General features: G+C 64.5%; 12 protein-coding genes. 7 read left to right on the forward strand and 5 right to left on the reverse strand.

Annotation, left to right across the window (positions count from 1 at the left end):
* Nucleotides 1-10 precede the first annotated feature (10 nt).
* The 3 genes from SALB1_RS04045 to SALB1_RS04055 are packed head-to-tail and all read right to left on the reverse strand — an operon-like array spanning nt 11 to nt 3,524.
* Nucleotides 11-1,342: an FAD-binding oxidoreductase gene (locus tag SALB1_RS04045; protein ID WP_109992687.1), complete on the reverse strand. Its 1,332-nt coding sequence runs from the start codon at nt 1,340-1,342 to the stop codon at nt 11-13.
* A 29-nt stretch (nt 1,343-1,371) separates the two neighbouring features.
* Nucleotides 1,372-1,992, reverse strand: coding sequence for a cupin domain-containing protein (locus SALB1_RS04050; protein WP_109995262.1), 621 nt, complete (start codon nt 1,990-1,992; stop codon nt 1,372-1,374).
* Nucleotides 1,993-2,036: 44 nt separating this feature from the next.
* Complete coding sequence (locus tag SALB1_RS04055) at nt 2,037-3,524, reverse strand: aldehyde dehydrogenase (RefSeq protein ID WP_109992688.1); 1,488 nt, start codon at nt 3,522-3,524, stop codon at nt 2,037-2,039.
* 310 nt (nt 3,525-3,834) lie between these two features.
* Here SALB1_RS04055 and SALB1_RS04060 point away from each other — a divergent pair, with 310 nt between their 5' ends.
* Complete coding sequence (locus tag SALB1_RS04060) at nt 3,835-4,326, forward strand: Lrp/AsnC family transcriptional regulator (RefSeq protein ID WP_109992689.1); 492 nt, start codon at nt 3,835-3,837, stop codon at nt 4,324-4,326.
* Nucleotides 4,327-4,349: 23 nt separating this feature from the next.
* Here SALB1_RS04060 and SALB1_RS04065 read toward each other — a convergent pair whose 3' ends face one another.
* Together SALB1_RS04065 and SALB1_RS04070 are read right to left on the reverse strand one after the other, a co-directional pair.
* Entirely contained in the window at nt 4,350-5,651 is a 1,302-nt protein-coding gene (locus SALB1_RS04065; RefSeq protein WP_109992690.1) for an amidohydrolase, read from the reverse strand.
* A gap of 2 nt (nt 5,652-5,653) precedes the next feature.
* Complete coding sequence (locus tag SALB1_RS04070) at nt 5,654-6,535, reverse strand: GNAT family N-acetyltransferase (protein ID WP_158590616.1); 882 nt, start codon at nt 6,533-6,535, stop codon at nt 5,654-5,656.
* A 271-nt stretch (nt 6,536-6,806) separates the two neighbouring features.
* Between SALB1_RS04070 and SALB1_RS04075 the strand changes: the two genes are divergently transcribed.
* Genes SALB1_RS04075 through SALB1_RS04100 form a run of 6 tightly spaced genes read left to right on the forward strand, consistent with a single transcriptional unit; the run spans nt 6,807 to nt 13,935 of the window.
* Complete coding sequence (locus SALB1_RS04075) at nt 6,807-7,481, forward strand: haloacid dehalogenase type II (RefSeq protein WP_109992692.1); 675 nt, start codon at nt 6,807-6,809, stop codon at nt 7,479-7,481.
* A gap of 6 nt (nt 7,482-7,487) precedes the next feature.
* A complete protein-coding gene (locus SALB1_RS04080) occupies nt 7,488-8,762 on the forward strand; it encodes an FAD-binding oxidoreductase (RefSeq protein ID WP_109992693.1) in 1,275 nt (424 codons plus the stop codon).
* 52 nt (nt 8,763-8,814) lie between these two features.
* A complete protein-coding gene (locus SALB1_RS04085) occupies nt 8,815-10,428 on the forward strand; it encodes an ABC transporter substrate-binding protein (protein WP_109992694.1) in 1,614 nt (537 codons plus the stop codon).
* Between the two features lie 36 nt (nt 10,429-10,464).
* Entirely contained in the window at nt 10,465-11,421 is a 957-nt protein-coding gene (locus SALB1_RS04090; RefSeq protein WP_109992695.1) for an ABC transporter permease, read from the forward strand.
* Complete coding sequence (locus SALB1_RS04095) at nt 11,418-12,275, forward strand: ABC transporter permease (RefSeq protein WP_109992696.1); 858 nt, start codon at nt 11,418-11,420, stop codon at nt 12,273-12,275. Before SALB1_RS04090 ends, SALB1_RS04095 begins: the two co-directional genes overlap by 4 nt.
* Complete coding sequence (locus tag SALB1_RS04100; RefSeq protein WP_109992697.1) at nt 12,268-13,935, forward strand: ABC transporter ATP-binding protein; 1,668 nt, start codon at nt 12,268-12,270, stop codon at nt 13,933-13,935. The genes SALB1_RS04095 and SALB1_RS04100 overlap by 8 nt, the downstream gene beginning before the upstream one ends.
* Nucleotides 13,936-14,137: the final 202 nt, after the last annotated feature.

The raw sequence follows: 14,137 nt of genomic DNA on the forward strand, positions 1-14,137 counted from the left end.
CGCCGATACGTCACATCAGCTCGGGCTGCTTGAGCTTCGTGCCGTCGTAGAATCGATCGAGCCGGTAGGGCGAGGCCTCCAGCAACGGCTCGTCGCCCGCGGCCATATCGGCGATCAGACGCCCGGCGCCCGGCCCGATACCGAACCCGTGCCCGGAAAAGCCCGAGGCGATGATGAAGCCCGGCAGGGTGTCGACCGGCGAGATGACCGGAATCAGATCCGGCGTGGTATCGATCGCCCCGGCCCACAGCGCCGCCATCTTGATATCCGCCAGCTCGGGGTATTCTTTCTGGCAGGCCGCCAGGGTATCGCGGGCCAGGCCGGCATCGGGTTTCGGGTCCAGAATGCGTTCTTTCTCGAACGGCGACACCCCCTCAAGCGACCATGAGCCGAGCGCTTCCGGGCCGCTGAAAAACGGCTTCCCGAGGCGATAGGTGAGTTTTTTCTTCAGTTTGCGCTGATAGGCCGCATAGAACTTGCTCGCATAACGCAGGCCCAGCGGGGCAAGATCGATCCGCCCCCGGCCGGGCACGGCCAGCGTATAGCCGCCATCCAGACGTCGTCGCATCGCCACGGTCGGCGTAGTCAGGCAGCCCGGTGTGACCTCGGCCGCGGCGGAAGTCCGAAATGCCGTGCCCACCACGTTGGCCACCGGCAGACCGATGCCGTGGCGCCGGCACAGCCGTGCGCTCCAGGCGCCGCCGGCGCCGATGACAGTCTTCGCCCGGACCCGGCTACGCTCAGTGTATACCCCGCGTACGCGGCCGCCCTCGATGTCCAGACCACGCACCGCACAGTTCTGGTGCACACTGCCACCGAGCTTGAGCAACCCGCGTGCAATGGCCGGCGCCGCCATGGACGGCTCGGCGCGACCGTCGTCGGGCGAGTACAGGCCGCCGACCCAGTCGGTCGTGGTCCCCGGCGAACGCGCCTTGGCTTCGTCGGCATCAAGAATATGGCTGACAAAGCCGAGCTGGCGCGCTTCCTTTTCCCAGGCGCGCCATTTCTCGATGTCTTCTTCCTTGGTCGTGGTGTAGACGATGCCCTCACGACGAAAGCCGGTATCCTCGCCGATTTCCTTGGCCAATTCCCCCCAGCGGCGCAGGGCGTGCATCGCCATGGGCAGTTCAAACATATGGCGGTTCTGCTGTCGGCACCAGCCCCAGTTGCGCCCGGATTGCTCGCCGGCGACCACGCCTTTTTCGAACAAGGCGACCGTATGCCCCTTGCGTGCCAGTTCATAGGCGCTGCACACACCGATGATGCCGCCGCCGATGACGGCAAAATCGACCACCTCGGGCAGCTCGGGACTGTCGGGCACGGGGTCTACCTGGATGGGCATGACTTAACTCTCCTGGGCGTGGACGCCGTTCAAAACTGGGCCCGCTGCGGCTTGGTATGCATGATCCAGAGCAGGCGCACCGATTCGTCGGACTCGTTGGCCACGCTGTGTGCCTTGCGGCTGTCGAACTGAAAACTGTCACCGGCTTCCAACACCGTCGCGCGCTCATCGACGGTCAGCGTCAGCCGGCCTTCGAGTACCAGGCCTGCTTTTTCGCCCGGGCCGATCATGACGTCGTGCGAGCGGGTGTGCGGCGGCACGCAGATGATCATGAACTGCAGGTCGTGATCGCCGCTCGGCGAGAGCAATTCCTTGCTCATGCCGTTGCCGCCGACCTGGAAGAACGGCCGTTGATCGGCCCGGCGCACGAGATCGGCCGCCGGCGTGGCGGGCGCGCCGTCGTCGCGATCTTCGAAAAAGGCGGTCAGCGGAATACCCAGCACCACCCGCAGCCGTTCCAGCGTACCGATCGAGGGGTTCGACAGGCCACGCTCGATCTGGCTGATCATGCCGGCCGAAACCGCGGCCTGCTCGCCGAGCGCGGCCACGGTCAGCCCCTGATTCTTGCGCATGCGCCGCAGCCGCCGGCCAACGCTGACCTCGGCTGGTGCCTCCTCGCTGACGTGGCCGGGCTGGTCGGTATCGCTCATGGTGGTTTTCATCCTCGGGGTCCCGCTTGGGTCGCAGACATCTGTCATGCCTCGAAATCCATCAACACACTCTTGTACCGCTGACAGGCCTCGAACGCCTGCCGGCCGAGATCCTTGCCGATGCCCGAGCCCTTGAAGCCGCCGGTGGGAATCGCGAGATCGCGGCTGCGCCCGTAGCGGTTGATCCAGACCGTACCGGCCTGAATGCCGCGCATGGCGCGCATGGCCTGCCCCACGTCGCGGGTATGTACGCCGGCGGCAAGACCATAGTGCGGATGATCGGCCAGCGCGATCCCCTCGGCCTCGTCGCGAAACGTCTGCACCGTGAGCACCGGGCCGAAAACTTCTTGCTCGACCACCGCCATATCGTCGCTCACCCGGGTGAGCACGGTCGGCCGATAGAAACGCCCGCCCGGGCCGCCGGCAAAGAATTCACCACCGGTCACCACCTCGGCGCCGTCGGCCCTGGCCTGGGCGACAAGCGTTTCGATCTTGTCGGCCTGGGTCGCGCCGATGATCGGACAATAACGGGTCGTCGCCGACCAGGTCGGCCCCGGTTCCAGCGCCGAGACGAGCTCGACGATGCGCTCGACCAGCGGTTGCGCCAGGTGCTCATGCACGATCAAACGGGTGCCCGAGATACAGGCCTGCCCGCCGTTGGCGGTGAACCCCCGGACCACGCACTGGGCGACGTGCTCGAAATCCGGCACCTCGGCGAACACCAGTTGCGGGCTCTTGCCGCCGAGTTCCAGCGTGACCGGCTTCACACCGGCGGCGCCGGCCTCGGCCATGATGCGCCGCCCGGTAGCGCTCGATCCAGTGAAACTGACCTTGCCGATATCCGGATGCCGGACCAGCGCCGCCCCGGTGGTCGCCCCCGAACCCTGCACGACATTGAATATTCCCGCCGGAATGCCGGCTTCCACCGCCAGCTCGGCCATACGCACGGTAGAAAATGGCGTCAGCTCGGAGGGTTTCATGACCATGGCGTTGCCGGCGGCGAGCGCCGGCCCGCATTTCCAGGAGGCCATCGACAGCGGGAAATTCCAGGGCGTGATCGCGCCGATCACGCCGAACGGCTCGGCAGCCACGAAGCCCAGGCTATCGGCCCGGGTGGCCATCAACTCGCCGCCGGCCTTGTCCGCGTATTCGGCAAAGAACCGGATCGCTTCCGCCGTGAAGGGAATGTCCTGGACCTGCGCCTGACCGACCGGGCGCGTGGAGCCGACACACTCGATCTCGGTCAGCCGCCGGTCGGTATCGATCAAATCCGCCCAACGGCGCATGACCCTGGCCCGCTCGCGCGGCGCGCGGCGCGCCCAACCGGATTCGCGCGCGGCACGCACGGCGTCGGCCACGGCCGCATCAACGCCGGCCTCGCCGGCTTCCGGCACCGCGCCATACGTCCGGCCGTCGCTCGGCCGGGTCACCTCGATCGAGCGGTGGTCGAGGCATCGCGCGACGCCGCCAACATAGTGCCCGGCGGGCAGTACAACGGCATCGGGATCGAAATCGCGGACGGTATCGGTCATGGCTTCAGCACCCAGAGGTGAGACGAAAACAAAAGAGAGCGGTCAAACGAGCTCACGGGTTTATTCAATATATTACTAATTGTGAATAGACGATGACCACCGCATCCAATTCAATCGAAGCTCTGGCAACGCTTAAAAATCAGATGGTACGGCGATTGCATGGAGCAAGGTGTCAGTTGCCCCGCGCGGGGAATTGACACGCTGTTTCAAGGCATGATTCATTAAATTGAACGACAAGGAAGCGCAGATCGTCGCCTGACGACCCGACGCTGGTCGGTGTGTCGCACCGATACCCCACGGGAGGACCGCAATGGACGCCGCCGTCAAACTCGACCGCATCGATATCGATATCCTGGCCACGTTGCAGGCCAACGGGCGCATGTCGAACGTGGATCTGTCGCAGGCCGTGCATTTGTCGCCCAGCCCCTGTCTGCAGCGCGTCAAACGTTTGCAGGCGGCGAAATACATCACCTCGTATCAGGCCCGGATCGACCTGACCAAGATCGCCGACAGCGTGACCGTGTTCGCCGAGGTCACCCTGGCCGAACACCGATGCGAACATCATCGCGCTTTCGAACGGCATCTGGAGACCATCGACGGCCTGCTCGAATGCCACATGGTCAGCGGCGGCTACGATTATCTGCTGCGCTTCGTTGCCCGCAACATCGGCCATTTCCAGCAGACCATGGAAACCCTGCTCGACTGCGCCGCCGTCGGTATCGACCGCTTCGACAGCTACATCGTCATCAAGTCGCCCATCATTAAAGACCAGGTACCGATCAAGGCCCTGCTGGCCTCGTGACCCTGCGTCGGCACCAGACGAGCTCACGGACCCGGCGCCAGCGCGACTTCGGCCAGGGCCCGCACGGCCACCGGCAGGCACGATTCGTCGATGTCGAAAGCCGGCTGATGATGGCCGGCCGGCAGATCGGAACCGACGATCATATAGGTAGCCCATCCCCCGCGGGCCTGCACGCGCGCCATGAGCGTGGTGGCGTCCTCCGAGCCCCGCGGGCTCCGGTCGTGCGCCAGCACCTGCTCGATACCCGGCAAACCGGCGATTGTCGATGCAATCCGAGCCACCCAATCCGGGCTAGAGGCGCACTCGACAGCTCGGCCCACACACACCACATCGGCCGTCACCCCCTGGGCGAGCGCCGCACCGTGGATGATCTGCGCGGCGCGTTCGCGCATGTAGTCGTCGATGGCGGTGGTCGCACCGCGGGTCTCGATCTCCAGCTCGGCCCGGTCGGCGATCGCATTACGCGCCGTACCGGCCCTTAAACGCCCCACATTGAGTCGCGATGCACCCGCACTGTGTGGCGCGATCGAGTGCAGGCCGGTGACCGCGAACGCGGCGGCGAGCAACGCGTTACGCCCGATCTCCGGCTGGCCGCCGGCATGTGCCGAACGACCGTCAAAACGGATGTCGAGTTTGCTCGTCGCCAGGAAACCGTCGCAGCCACACAGCACCGTGCCGCCGGGGCAGCCCAGGCCCAGATGCACGGCCACGAACCGATCCACATCGTCGACGACGCCGGCCTCGGCCAGCGCGGCGGCACCGCGCACCCCCTCTTCGGCCGGCTGGAAGATCAGCTTGACCCGGCCGACCAGCTGATCGCGCCGCTCGGCCAGCAGCGTGGCCACACCCAGGCCGATCGCGGTATGGCCATCGTGGCCGCAGGCATGCATCCAGCCGGCATGGCAGGAGGCAAAACCTTCGGCGGCCGGGCAATGAGAGGCGGCTTGCGACTCTGCGATCGGCAACGCGTCGAGATCGACCCGAATCGCCAGCGTCGGCCCCGGCCGCCCGCTGTCGAGCGTTGCCACCACACCGGTCAGCCCGCCAGCCAAACGATCCAGCCATTTCGGGCTGACACCGGATTGGCGCGCGCGCTCGAACGCCGCCGAGAGCGTGGCGTCATCCGGCAGGCCCATCCGGGCTGGCGCATCCACGACCTCGGCGCCCGCGGCCACCGTCCAACCCAGGCCATCAAGAATCGCCGCCACGGTCGCCGCGGTGCGAAATTCGCACCAGCCCGGCTCGGGATGCCGATGAAAATCCCGACGCCACGCCGTCAGCTGCGGCGTGAGCGCCTCGATGCGGGCCGCAAGGGTTGGACTCACGACTAACCAAACGCCTGGGTGGTCAGCGCGAACTGGCGAGGCGTATCGGGGGCTCCGGGGTCCGGGATCGGCAACTCACCGCGGCTCATCTGAATAATCCGCGCCACGCAGTCGAGGCCGCGTTCGGCCAGCCATTCGGGCGCCAACCCGTCAGCCAGAATATCCATACGCACGAATCGACCGTTCGCCTGCGCCAGCAACGCATCGACCAATGCAGCCGCCTGGGCCCGGGTATGCGCGACCACCGGCCCGATCACTTCGCCCTTGCCGAATGGGCGGCGCGCGGCAAAACCGGCTACCCCACCCTGGTCATCGCGATAAACCTTGACCGCCTCAGCCGAGACCAGGGTCGTTGCGAGCACCGGACCGCGGCCGCTACCAGCATCGGCAAGCCGTTCGATCGCGTCACGATCAGCCATGGTCATATCCGCAACGCTGGGGTCACGCGACGTACTGGCGGCAGCTGCTACACCTTGATACTGGGCCACCGGATTACGGCTCACGAAACCGAACTTTTCGTACATCGGCGCGCCCGCGTTCGTGGCCACGAGCATGGTGGGCAGATCGCCGGCCAGGGCCATCACCCGGCTCATCATCTGCCTGCCCAGACCAAGGCCGCGATAGGCCTCGTCGATCACAATCAGCGCGATAGTCGCCAGCGCACCCTGTGCGATACATAGGCCGGTGCCAATCAGCCGACCGTCGTGCACCAGCGCGATACCCTGGCCGACGTCGAGCAGCTGGGCCCAGTCCTCGCGTCGATGCGGCCACCCGAGCGCGGCGGACAGCCGGCAGGCATCATCCAGATCGGCGACGCCAAGATCGCGCCAGACATAACGATTGTCGACGTGACGGGAATGCGAGGCCGTGTCTGAAGCGCTCATCCTTTTCTCCCTGACCATGATCCAAGAGCGTGCGAACTGGCCCGATAGTCGCACTGCGCCGGGGCAATCGCCACGCGAAACAACCGGAAAAATGCAATTCGAAAGATCGCGCTGCACGGCCTGTTCCTGCAGCAGAAAATGCTGCGCGACCGCACGATATGAGCGCCACATATCGCCACACCCTGCCTAAGATTGACGACGACGCCTACAAAGCGCATCGGCGACTCAGGCTTGCCGTTATCGATATCAGACCGGCTAAAGGATCGGATTTATGAGCGACATCATGCGCCCCCAATACATCACCTTCGATTGCTACGGGACGCTGACCAATTTCCAGATGACCGGACTGGCGAAAGAACTGTTCGCCGATCGCATCCCCGAGCCCGAGCGCATGGCGCGCTTCTGTACCGATTTCGGTGCGTATCGCTTCGACGAGGTGCTTGGCCCGTACCGGCCCTATGATCAGGTGGTCCGGCGCGCGCTCGAGCGCACATGCCACCGCTGGGGCCTGGCCTACGACGATGCCGAAGGCATGAAATTCTACGACGCCGTGCCGAGCTGGGGTCCGCATCCGGATGTCACCGAGGGGTTATCGCGTATCGCCGGCAAGATTCCGCTGGTGATCTATTCCAACGCGGCCGAATCCCAGATCATGTCCAATGTCGAGAAACTCGGCGTGCCGTTCGCGCATGTATTCACCGCCGAGCGTTTCGGCGTCTACAAGCCCCGCCTGGCGGCGTTCGAAGCGATGATCGACACGCTTGGCTGCGCGCCGGAGGATCTGCTGCATGTGTCGTCGAGCTTTCGCTACGATCAGTTCAGCGCCGCGCTGATCGGCATTCGCGACAAGGCATTCGTCAACCGCGGCCACGAGCCCTACACGCCCGGCTATGGCGCGACCGAGATTGCCGATATTCGCGGCCTGCCCGGGCTGGTCGGGCTCTAATCCGCGATGAACTTCACGCCCTACTGGCTGGACACTGCCCCGGCGTTCCGGAGTGCCGCCGCCGGCGACGTCGAAGGACATTACGATGTCGCCGTGATCGGCGCCGGGCTGACCGGGCTGTCTGCAGCGATCCGGGCCGCGCGCGACGGCGCCAGTGTCCTGGTGCTGGAAGCCGGCCGCGTGGCCGGCGAAGCCTCCGGGCGCAACGGCGGGCAATGCAATACGGGTTTGGCCGCCGATTACGCCGGCCTGGTCGAGCGCTTCGGTACGACCGCGGCACGCCGTCTGCATGACGCCTACACCGCGGCCGTAACCGATGTGGAACATCTGGTCTCGGATGAGGCCATCGACTGCGACTTCCGGCGCTGCGGCAAGCTCAAGCTTGCCGCCAAGCCAGCGCATTTCCGGAGCCTGGCCGCGGCGCATACGCTCATGAACGATGCGTTCGGAGCGCACACTACCCTGTTCGACGCCAGCGGGATCCGCGACGAGATCGGCAGCGACACCTTTCATGGCGGACTGCTCATGCCAGACGCCGCCCAACTCCATGTTGGCCGCTTCGGTATCGGTCTGGCCGAGGCTGCGGCCCGCCGCGGCGCGACGATCCACGAACACACGCCGCTGACCGGAATCGACAAAAACGGTACCCGGCATCGGCTCGCCACGCCGCGCGGCAACGCCAGCGCGGATCAGGTCATCATGGCCACCGGGGCATCGCGCCACGGCCCGCTCGGCTGGTATCGGCGCCGTATTGTACCGGTCGGCAGTTTCATCGTGGTCACCGAGGTGCTGGGGCGGGAAACGCTCGACCGGCTACTCAAGAAACGTCGCAACTACGTGACCAGCCGTCTGATCGGCCATTACTTCCGGGCCACGACCGACGATCGACTGCTGTTTGGCGGCCGGGCCCGTTTTTCGATGTCCGGCGGTCGCGCCGACGAGAAAGCCGGCGCTATTCTCAAGCATGGCATACGGACGACGTTCCCCGAGCTTGAGGCGGTCGGTATCGATTACTGCTGGGGCGGACTGGTGGACATGACGCGTGACCGTCTACCGCGCGCCGGCCGGCACGACGGCATCCATTACGCCATGGGCTATAGCGGCCATGGCGTACAGATGGCGGTTTATATGGGCGGCGTACTCGCCGACCGTATTGCCGGGCGCGCGGATCGCAATCCGTTTCGCGAGCTCGCCTGGCCGGCGATCCCCGGCCATTTCGGAACACCATGGTTTTTGCCGGCGGTGGGGGCCTGGTACCGGCTCAAGGATCGATTCCAATAACGCGCCATGATCGAACGAGACCTCAGGCGCAGATTTCCAAGAGGGCAAGAGTATGAATGACGACGACCAGAATCCGGTTTCGGAACAACAGCTCTACGACCGGCTGACCCGCGGCACCAGCCGCCGTGAAGCGCTCAAGACCCTGGCCGCGGCCGGCTTTTTCGCCGCCGGCGGCGCGAGTCTGGTACTCGGGCCCAAGGCGCGCGCGGCGTCCAACCAGCCCAAATACGGCGGGCATATCCGGGTGGCGCTTTCATCCAGCTCCACCAAGGACACGCTGGACCCGGCCAAGGGCGCCACCGCGATCGACTATTGTCGCGACTTCATGTTCTACAGCGGTCTGACCGAATACGACTCGCATCTGCAGCCCCAGCCGGCGCTGGCCGAATCGTTCCAAACGCCGGACCGGGGCAAGACCTGGGTCTTCAAGCTGCAGCGCGGCGTGACGTTCCATAACGGCAAGGCGCTGGCACCGGACGATGTCGTGTTTTCGATCATGCGGCACAAAGATCCCGCGACGGGCTCGAAGATCAAGCCGCTGGCCGACCAGATCGACAAGGTGACCGCCTCCGGCGATCACGAGGTCACGGTCACGCTGACCACCCCGAACGTGGATTTTCCGGCGATCACCGCGATCTCCCACATGCTGATCGTGCCCCACGGCACCACGGATTTTTCCCAGGGCATCGGCACCGGCCCTTTTACATGCGCCGAGTTCAAGCCGGGCGTACGTTCGGTGGCGCACCGCTATGCCGGCTACTGGAAACCCGGGAAACCCTATCTGGATACGATCGAGACCGTCGGCATCGGCGACAAGTCATCGCGCATCAATGCCCTGATGTCGAACGGCGTCCAGATGATCAACGATGTCGATCCCCATGCCGCCGAGCGCATCAAGAACGCGTCGAACACCCGGCTTTCGGCCGTCAACTCGGGCAATTACAGCGATCTGATCATGCGTCTGGACATGGAGCCCGGCAAGCGCCCGGCGTTCGTCGAGGGCATGAAGTACCTGCTCGATCGCGACCGTATGAAGCAGATCATTTACAGCGGCTATGCCGATATCGCCAACGATCAACCCCTGCCCCCGACCAACCCGTACTATTTCGACGGCCTACCGCAGCGCACATACGATCCGGATCGCGCGCGATCGTTGTTCAAGAAGGCCGGTGTGACGGGCGCCAAGTTGCAGGTCGTCGCTTCGCAGGCAGCCAACGGCTCGGTAGAGATGGCGACATTTCTGCAACAGGCGGCGGACCGAGCCGGGCTCAAAATGCAGATCAAACGCGCGCCCGCCGAAGGCTATTGGTCGAACTATTGGGCCAAGCAGCCGATTACGTTCGGCAACATCAATCCGCGTCCGACGGCCAATATCCTGTTCAGCCAATTCTTTACCTCGAGCGCGCCGTGGAATGAATCGCACTGGCACGATCCGAAGTTCGATCAGCTCGTGACCGCGGCCCGCCAGGAGACGGACAAGACCAAGCGCCAGCAGATGTATGCCGACATGCAGCGCATGATCCACCAGTCCAGCGGCATCGGCATTCCGCTGTTCATCACCGACCTGACCGGCTATAGCAGCCAACTCGGCGGCATGGATCACAAGATCCCCCTCGGCGCGATGCTGGGCCATCGCTTTGCCGAATACGTCTGGTGGAAAGGATGAGATCGATCGCGCCCGAGCACTGGCATCGGGTATGCCATGCATAGTCCGGTATTGCGACTGATCGTTCGCCAGCTGGTTTCGGCCCTGGTGACCCTGCTGCTGGTCTCGTTGATCATCTTCGCGATCACGTCGCTGTTACCCGGCGATACGGCGAAGCTGATCCTCGGCCAGTTCGCAACCCCGGATCAGGTCGCCGCTCTGCGCACCAAGCTCGGTCTCGATCAGCCGGCGCCGCTGCGCTATCTACACTGGCTGGGCGGGCTTCTGACCGGCCATCTGGGTACGTCGGCGGCCAACGATATGCCGGTGGCCACACTCATCGCCCAGCGCTTGCCGGCATCGTTACTGTTAGCAGCGGTCACCACGGCCGTATCGGTGCCGATCGCACTAGCCAGCGGCATTCTGTCGGCGATGTATCGCGGCCGATTCGCCGACACCGCACTCAATGTGGTGACACTGGCCATGGTGGCGGTGCCCGATTTTCTGGTCGCGATCCTGTTGATTCTGTTGTTCGCGGTCGAACTCGGCTGGCTTCCGGCGTTGTCGTATACCTCGACCATTCACAGCGTGGCCGATTTCTTCGAAGTCTATGCGATGCCGGTGGCCACACTGTGTGCAGTGCTGGTCGCCCAAATGGCACGCATGACGCGCATCGCACTGATCAACGAACTGGACAGCCCGTACATGGAAATGGCGCGGCTCAAGGGCGTTGGGCCGGTACGTTGTGTGCTGGTGCATGCCCTGCCCAATGCCGTGGGGCCCATCGCCAACGCGGTCGCGCTCAGCCTGTCGTATCTGATTGGCGGCATCGTGATCGTGGAGACGATCTTCAACTATCCCGGCGTGGCCAGTCTGATGGTCGATGCGGTATCGAACCAGGATCTGCCGTTGGTTCAGGCCTGCGCGATGCTGTTCTGCGCCTTTTACCTGTTGCTGATCCTGCTGGCCGAGTTGGCCGCGATCCTGTCCAACCCCAAGTTGAGGTCGAAATGAGCGCATCGGAAATCCAGCCGAGCGCGCCGGCTCCGCCCAGCCGCCGGGCACGCCTGGCCCAGGCCCCGGCCACGCTGTGGATCGGCCTGGTGCTATTCGGCAGCTGGATATTCATCGCGATCTTCGGCACCTGGCTGGCCCCGCACGGCATGGGCGACATGGTCTCCGGCCAAGTGTTCGCCGGGCCCAGCAGCCAGTTTCCCCTGGGGACGGATCATCTCGGGCGCGACGTATTGAGCCGCATTCTGATCGCGACACGCTACACCGTCGGCATGGCGCTGGCCGCAGCCGTGCTGTCCAGTGCGATCGGCGCCGCCTTCGGAATGATCGTGGCCCTGTCCCCGCGGTTTGTCGATCTGGGCGTCAGTCAGTTGATGGACGCGCTGATTTCGATTCCCAGCAAGATGATGGCGCTGCTGGTCGTCGCAGTCTTCGGCTCATCGATCCCACTGCTCATCGTGGCGGCCGTGGCCAGCTACGCGCCGGGCGCTTATCGCATCGCTCGCAGTCTGGCCCTGAATCACGCGCAGATGGAATACGTGGCCGTTGCCCGTTGTCGAGGTGAACGCCGCGCCTATATCGCCATAGTCGAGCTGTTACCCAATATCTTCGGGCCCGTGCTGACCGACATGGGCATGCGATTCGTATTCATCGTCTTGCTGCTCAGTGCGATGAGCTTCCTCGGACTCGGCGTACAACCGCCGATGGCCGATCTCGGTTCGATGGTGCGCGAGAACATCAGCGGCCTCAATCAGGGGGCGCTAGCGGTGATCGCCCCTGCGGTGGCGATCGGGATGCTCACGGTTGGCGCCAACCTGCTCATCGACAGCATTTCGAGTCGCCGCAATGGATGATGCCGCACAGACGCCCGCCCTGGGCCAGCCGCTGACCGTTTCCGGCCTGCGCGTGGTCGCCCGGCCCGAGCCGGCCGCCGACGAGATCACGATCGTGGATGATATCGGTTTTGCGCTAGCGCCCGGCGAAGTACTCGCTCTGATTGGCGAAACCGGCTCGGGCAAGAGCACGATCGCCCTGGCGCTGATGGGTCATGCCCGATGCGGCTGCCGGATCGTCGCCGGCCGCATCGAACTCGGCGGCGTATCGATCCTGGAACAGTCGCCACGCACGCTGCGGCGTCTGCGCGGCGACCGTATCGCCTATATCGCCCAGAGCGCCGCGGCATCATTCAACCCTTCCAAGACGTTGATGTCGCAGGTCATCGAAGGCGTGGTCATTCACGGACTGATGTCTCGCCGGAAGGCGCGTGTCAAGGCACGCGCGCTGTTCCAGGAATTGGCGCTGCCCGATCCCGAGCATATCGGCGAGCGCTATCCGCACGAGGTGTCCGGCGGCCAGCTGCAACGGGTCATGGCCGCGATGGCTTTGATCAGCGACCCGGCGCTGATCATTCTCGATGAGCCCACGACCGCGCTGGATGTGACCACTCAGATCGAAGTACTGCAGACCTTCAAGCGGGTGGTACGCGAGCGCGGCGCGACCGCGGTCTATGTCTCGCACGATCTGGCGGTGGTGGCTCAAGTGGCCGACCATGTTCTGGTGCTCAACGATGGGCGGCAGCGAGAACTCAACGACATCCATTCCATTCTCGAACACCCAGCCGACGACTACACCCGACACCTGCTGAGCGCAGCGCAGCCACCGGATGCCACTAATCCATTGCACCGCGCATCGCAGCAGGAACTGCTGCGGGTTGATCATCTGCACGTCGGCTACGGCCACGCGGATGCCAGCGGCACTCCGAAGCACCCCGTGCTCCTGGATATCAATTTTCGTATCGACCAGGGGCAGGCGCTGGGTGTAATCGGCGAATCAGGCTCGGGAAAATCCACCCTCGCACAGTCGATCGCCGGCCTGGTGCCGGCCTATCAGGGCGGCGTGACCTTCAATACGCGCGAGCTGCCGTCGAACCTCGCCGAGCGCAGCGAATCGCAATTTCAAGGCGTACAGATCGTTTTCCAGAGTGCGGACAACGCGCTCAATGCCGCGCACAGCGTGCGCCGCATCCTCACCCGACCACTCAAGCGCCACTTCCATTACTCGCGGGCACAACGCGAGACCCGCGTGCGCGAATTGCTGGACCTGGTCAAACTACCGGCACGCGTGCTCGACAGCCGTCCCGGCGCCCTTTCCGGGGGTCAGAAACAGCGTGTGAATCTGGCGCGGGCGCTAGCCGCCGAACCGTCGCTGGTGATCTGCGACGAAGTCACTTCAGCGCTGGACACCGTCGTCGGTGAAGCGATTCTCGATCTGCTGGTCGAACTGCGCCGCAAACTCGGCCTGTCGTACCTGTTCATCAGCCACGACATCTCGACGGTACGCCGGGTCTGTGACGATATTCTCGTGCTCCATCAAGGTCATCCGGTCGAACAAGGGCCCTGCCAGCAAGTCATCGACGATCCCCGGCAGCCCTATACCCGGGTGCTGATCAATTCGATTCCCCAGCTTCGCACCGACTGGCTGGATACCCATGGCAAGCTCGCCGAGCATTGCTGACGCCCGGGTGACGATGCCATCAGATCGAAGACGATCTACCGGCTGAGCAATGGCGCGATGGGTTTGCTCCCCACGGCCCCCATGAGCCCGAGTGGCTGGAAGGCTCGAGCCCGTACAAGCTGATAGGTCGCGCGGCCCAGCCAGGCCGGCTCGGCCCGATGTTCGTGTTTCTGGCGAGCCCGGATCCGTCGTTCATCAGCCG

Source organism: Salinisphaera sp. LB1, from assembly GCF_003177035.1.
Taxonomy (GTDB): Bacteria; Pseudomonadota; Gammaproteobacteria; order Nevskiales; family Salinisphaeraceae; genus Salinisphaera.

Coding starts and splice junctions, on each gene's coding strand:
- SALB1_RS04055 (WP_109992688.1), bottom strand. CDS start 3,524: ATGACCGATACCGTCCGCGATTTCGATCCCGATGCCGTTGTACTGCCC.
- SALB1_RS04075 (WP_109992692.1), top strand. CDS start 6,807: ATGAGCGACATCATGCGCCCCCAATACATCACCTTCGATTGCTACGGG.
- SALB1_RS04060 (WP_109992689.1), top strand. CDS start 3,835: ATGGACGCCGCCGTCAAACTCGACCGCATCGATATCGATATCCTGGCC.
- SALB1_RS04080 (WP_109992693.1), top strand. CDS start 7,488: ATGAACTTCACGCCCTACTGGCTGGACACTGCCCCGGCGTTCCGGAGT.
- SALB1_RS04050 (WP_109995262.1), bottom strand. CDS start 1,992: ATGAGCGATACCGACCAGCCCGGCCACGTCAGCGAGGAGGCACCAGCC.
- SALB1_RS04070 (WP_158590616.1), bottom strand. CDS start 6,535: ATGAGCGCTTCAGACACGGCCTCGCATTCCCGTCACGTCGACAATCGT.
- SALB1_RS04045 (WP_109992687.1), bottom strand. CDS start 1,342: ATGCCCATCCAGGTAGACCCCGTGCCCGACAGTCCCGAGCTGCCCGAG.
- SALB1_RS04095 (WP_109992696.1), top strand. CDS start 11,418: ATGAGCGCATCGGAAATCCAGCCGAGCGCGCCGGCTCCGCCCAGCCGC.
- SALB1_RS04085 (WP_109992694.1), top strand. CDS start 8,815: ATGAATGACGACGACCAGAATCCGGTTTCGGAACAACAGCTCTACGAC.
- SALB1_RS04100 (WP_109992697.1), top strand. CDS start 12,268: ATGGATGATGCCGCACAGACGCCCGCCCTGGGCCAGCCGCTGACCGTT.
- SALB1_RS04090 (WP_109992695.1), top strand. CDS start 10,465: ATGCATAGTCCGGTATTGCGACTGATCGTTCGCCAGCTGGTTTCGGCC.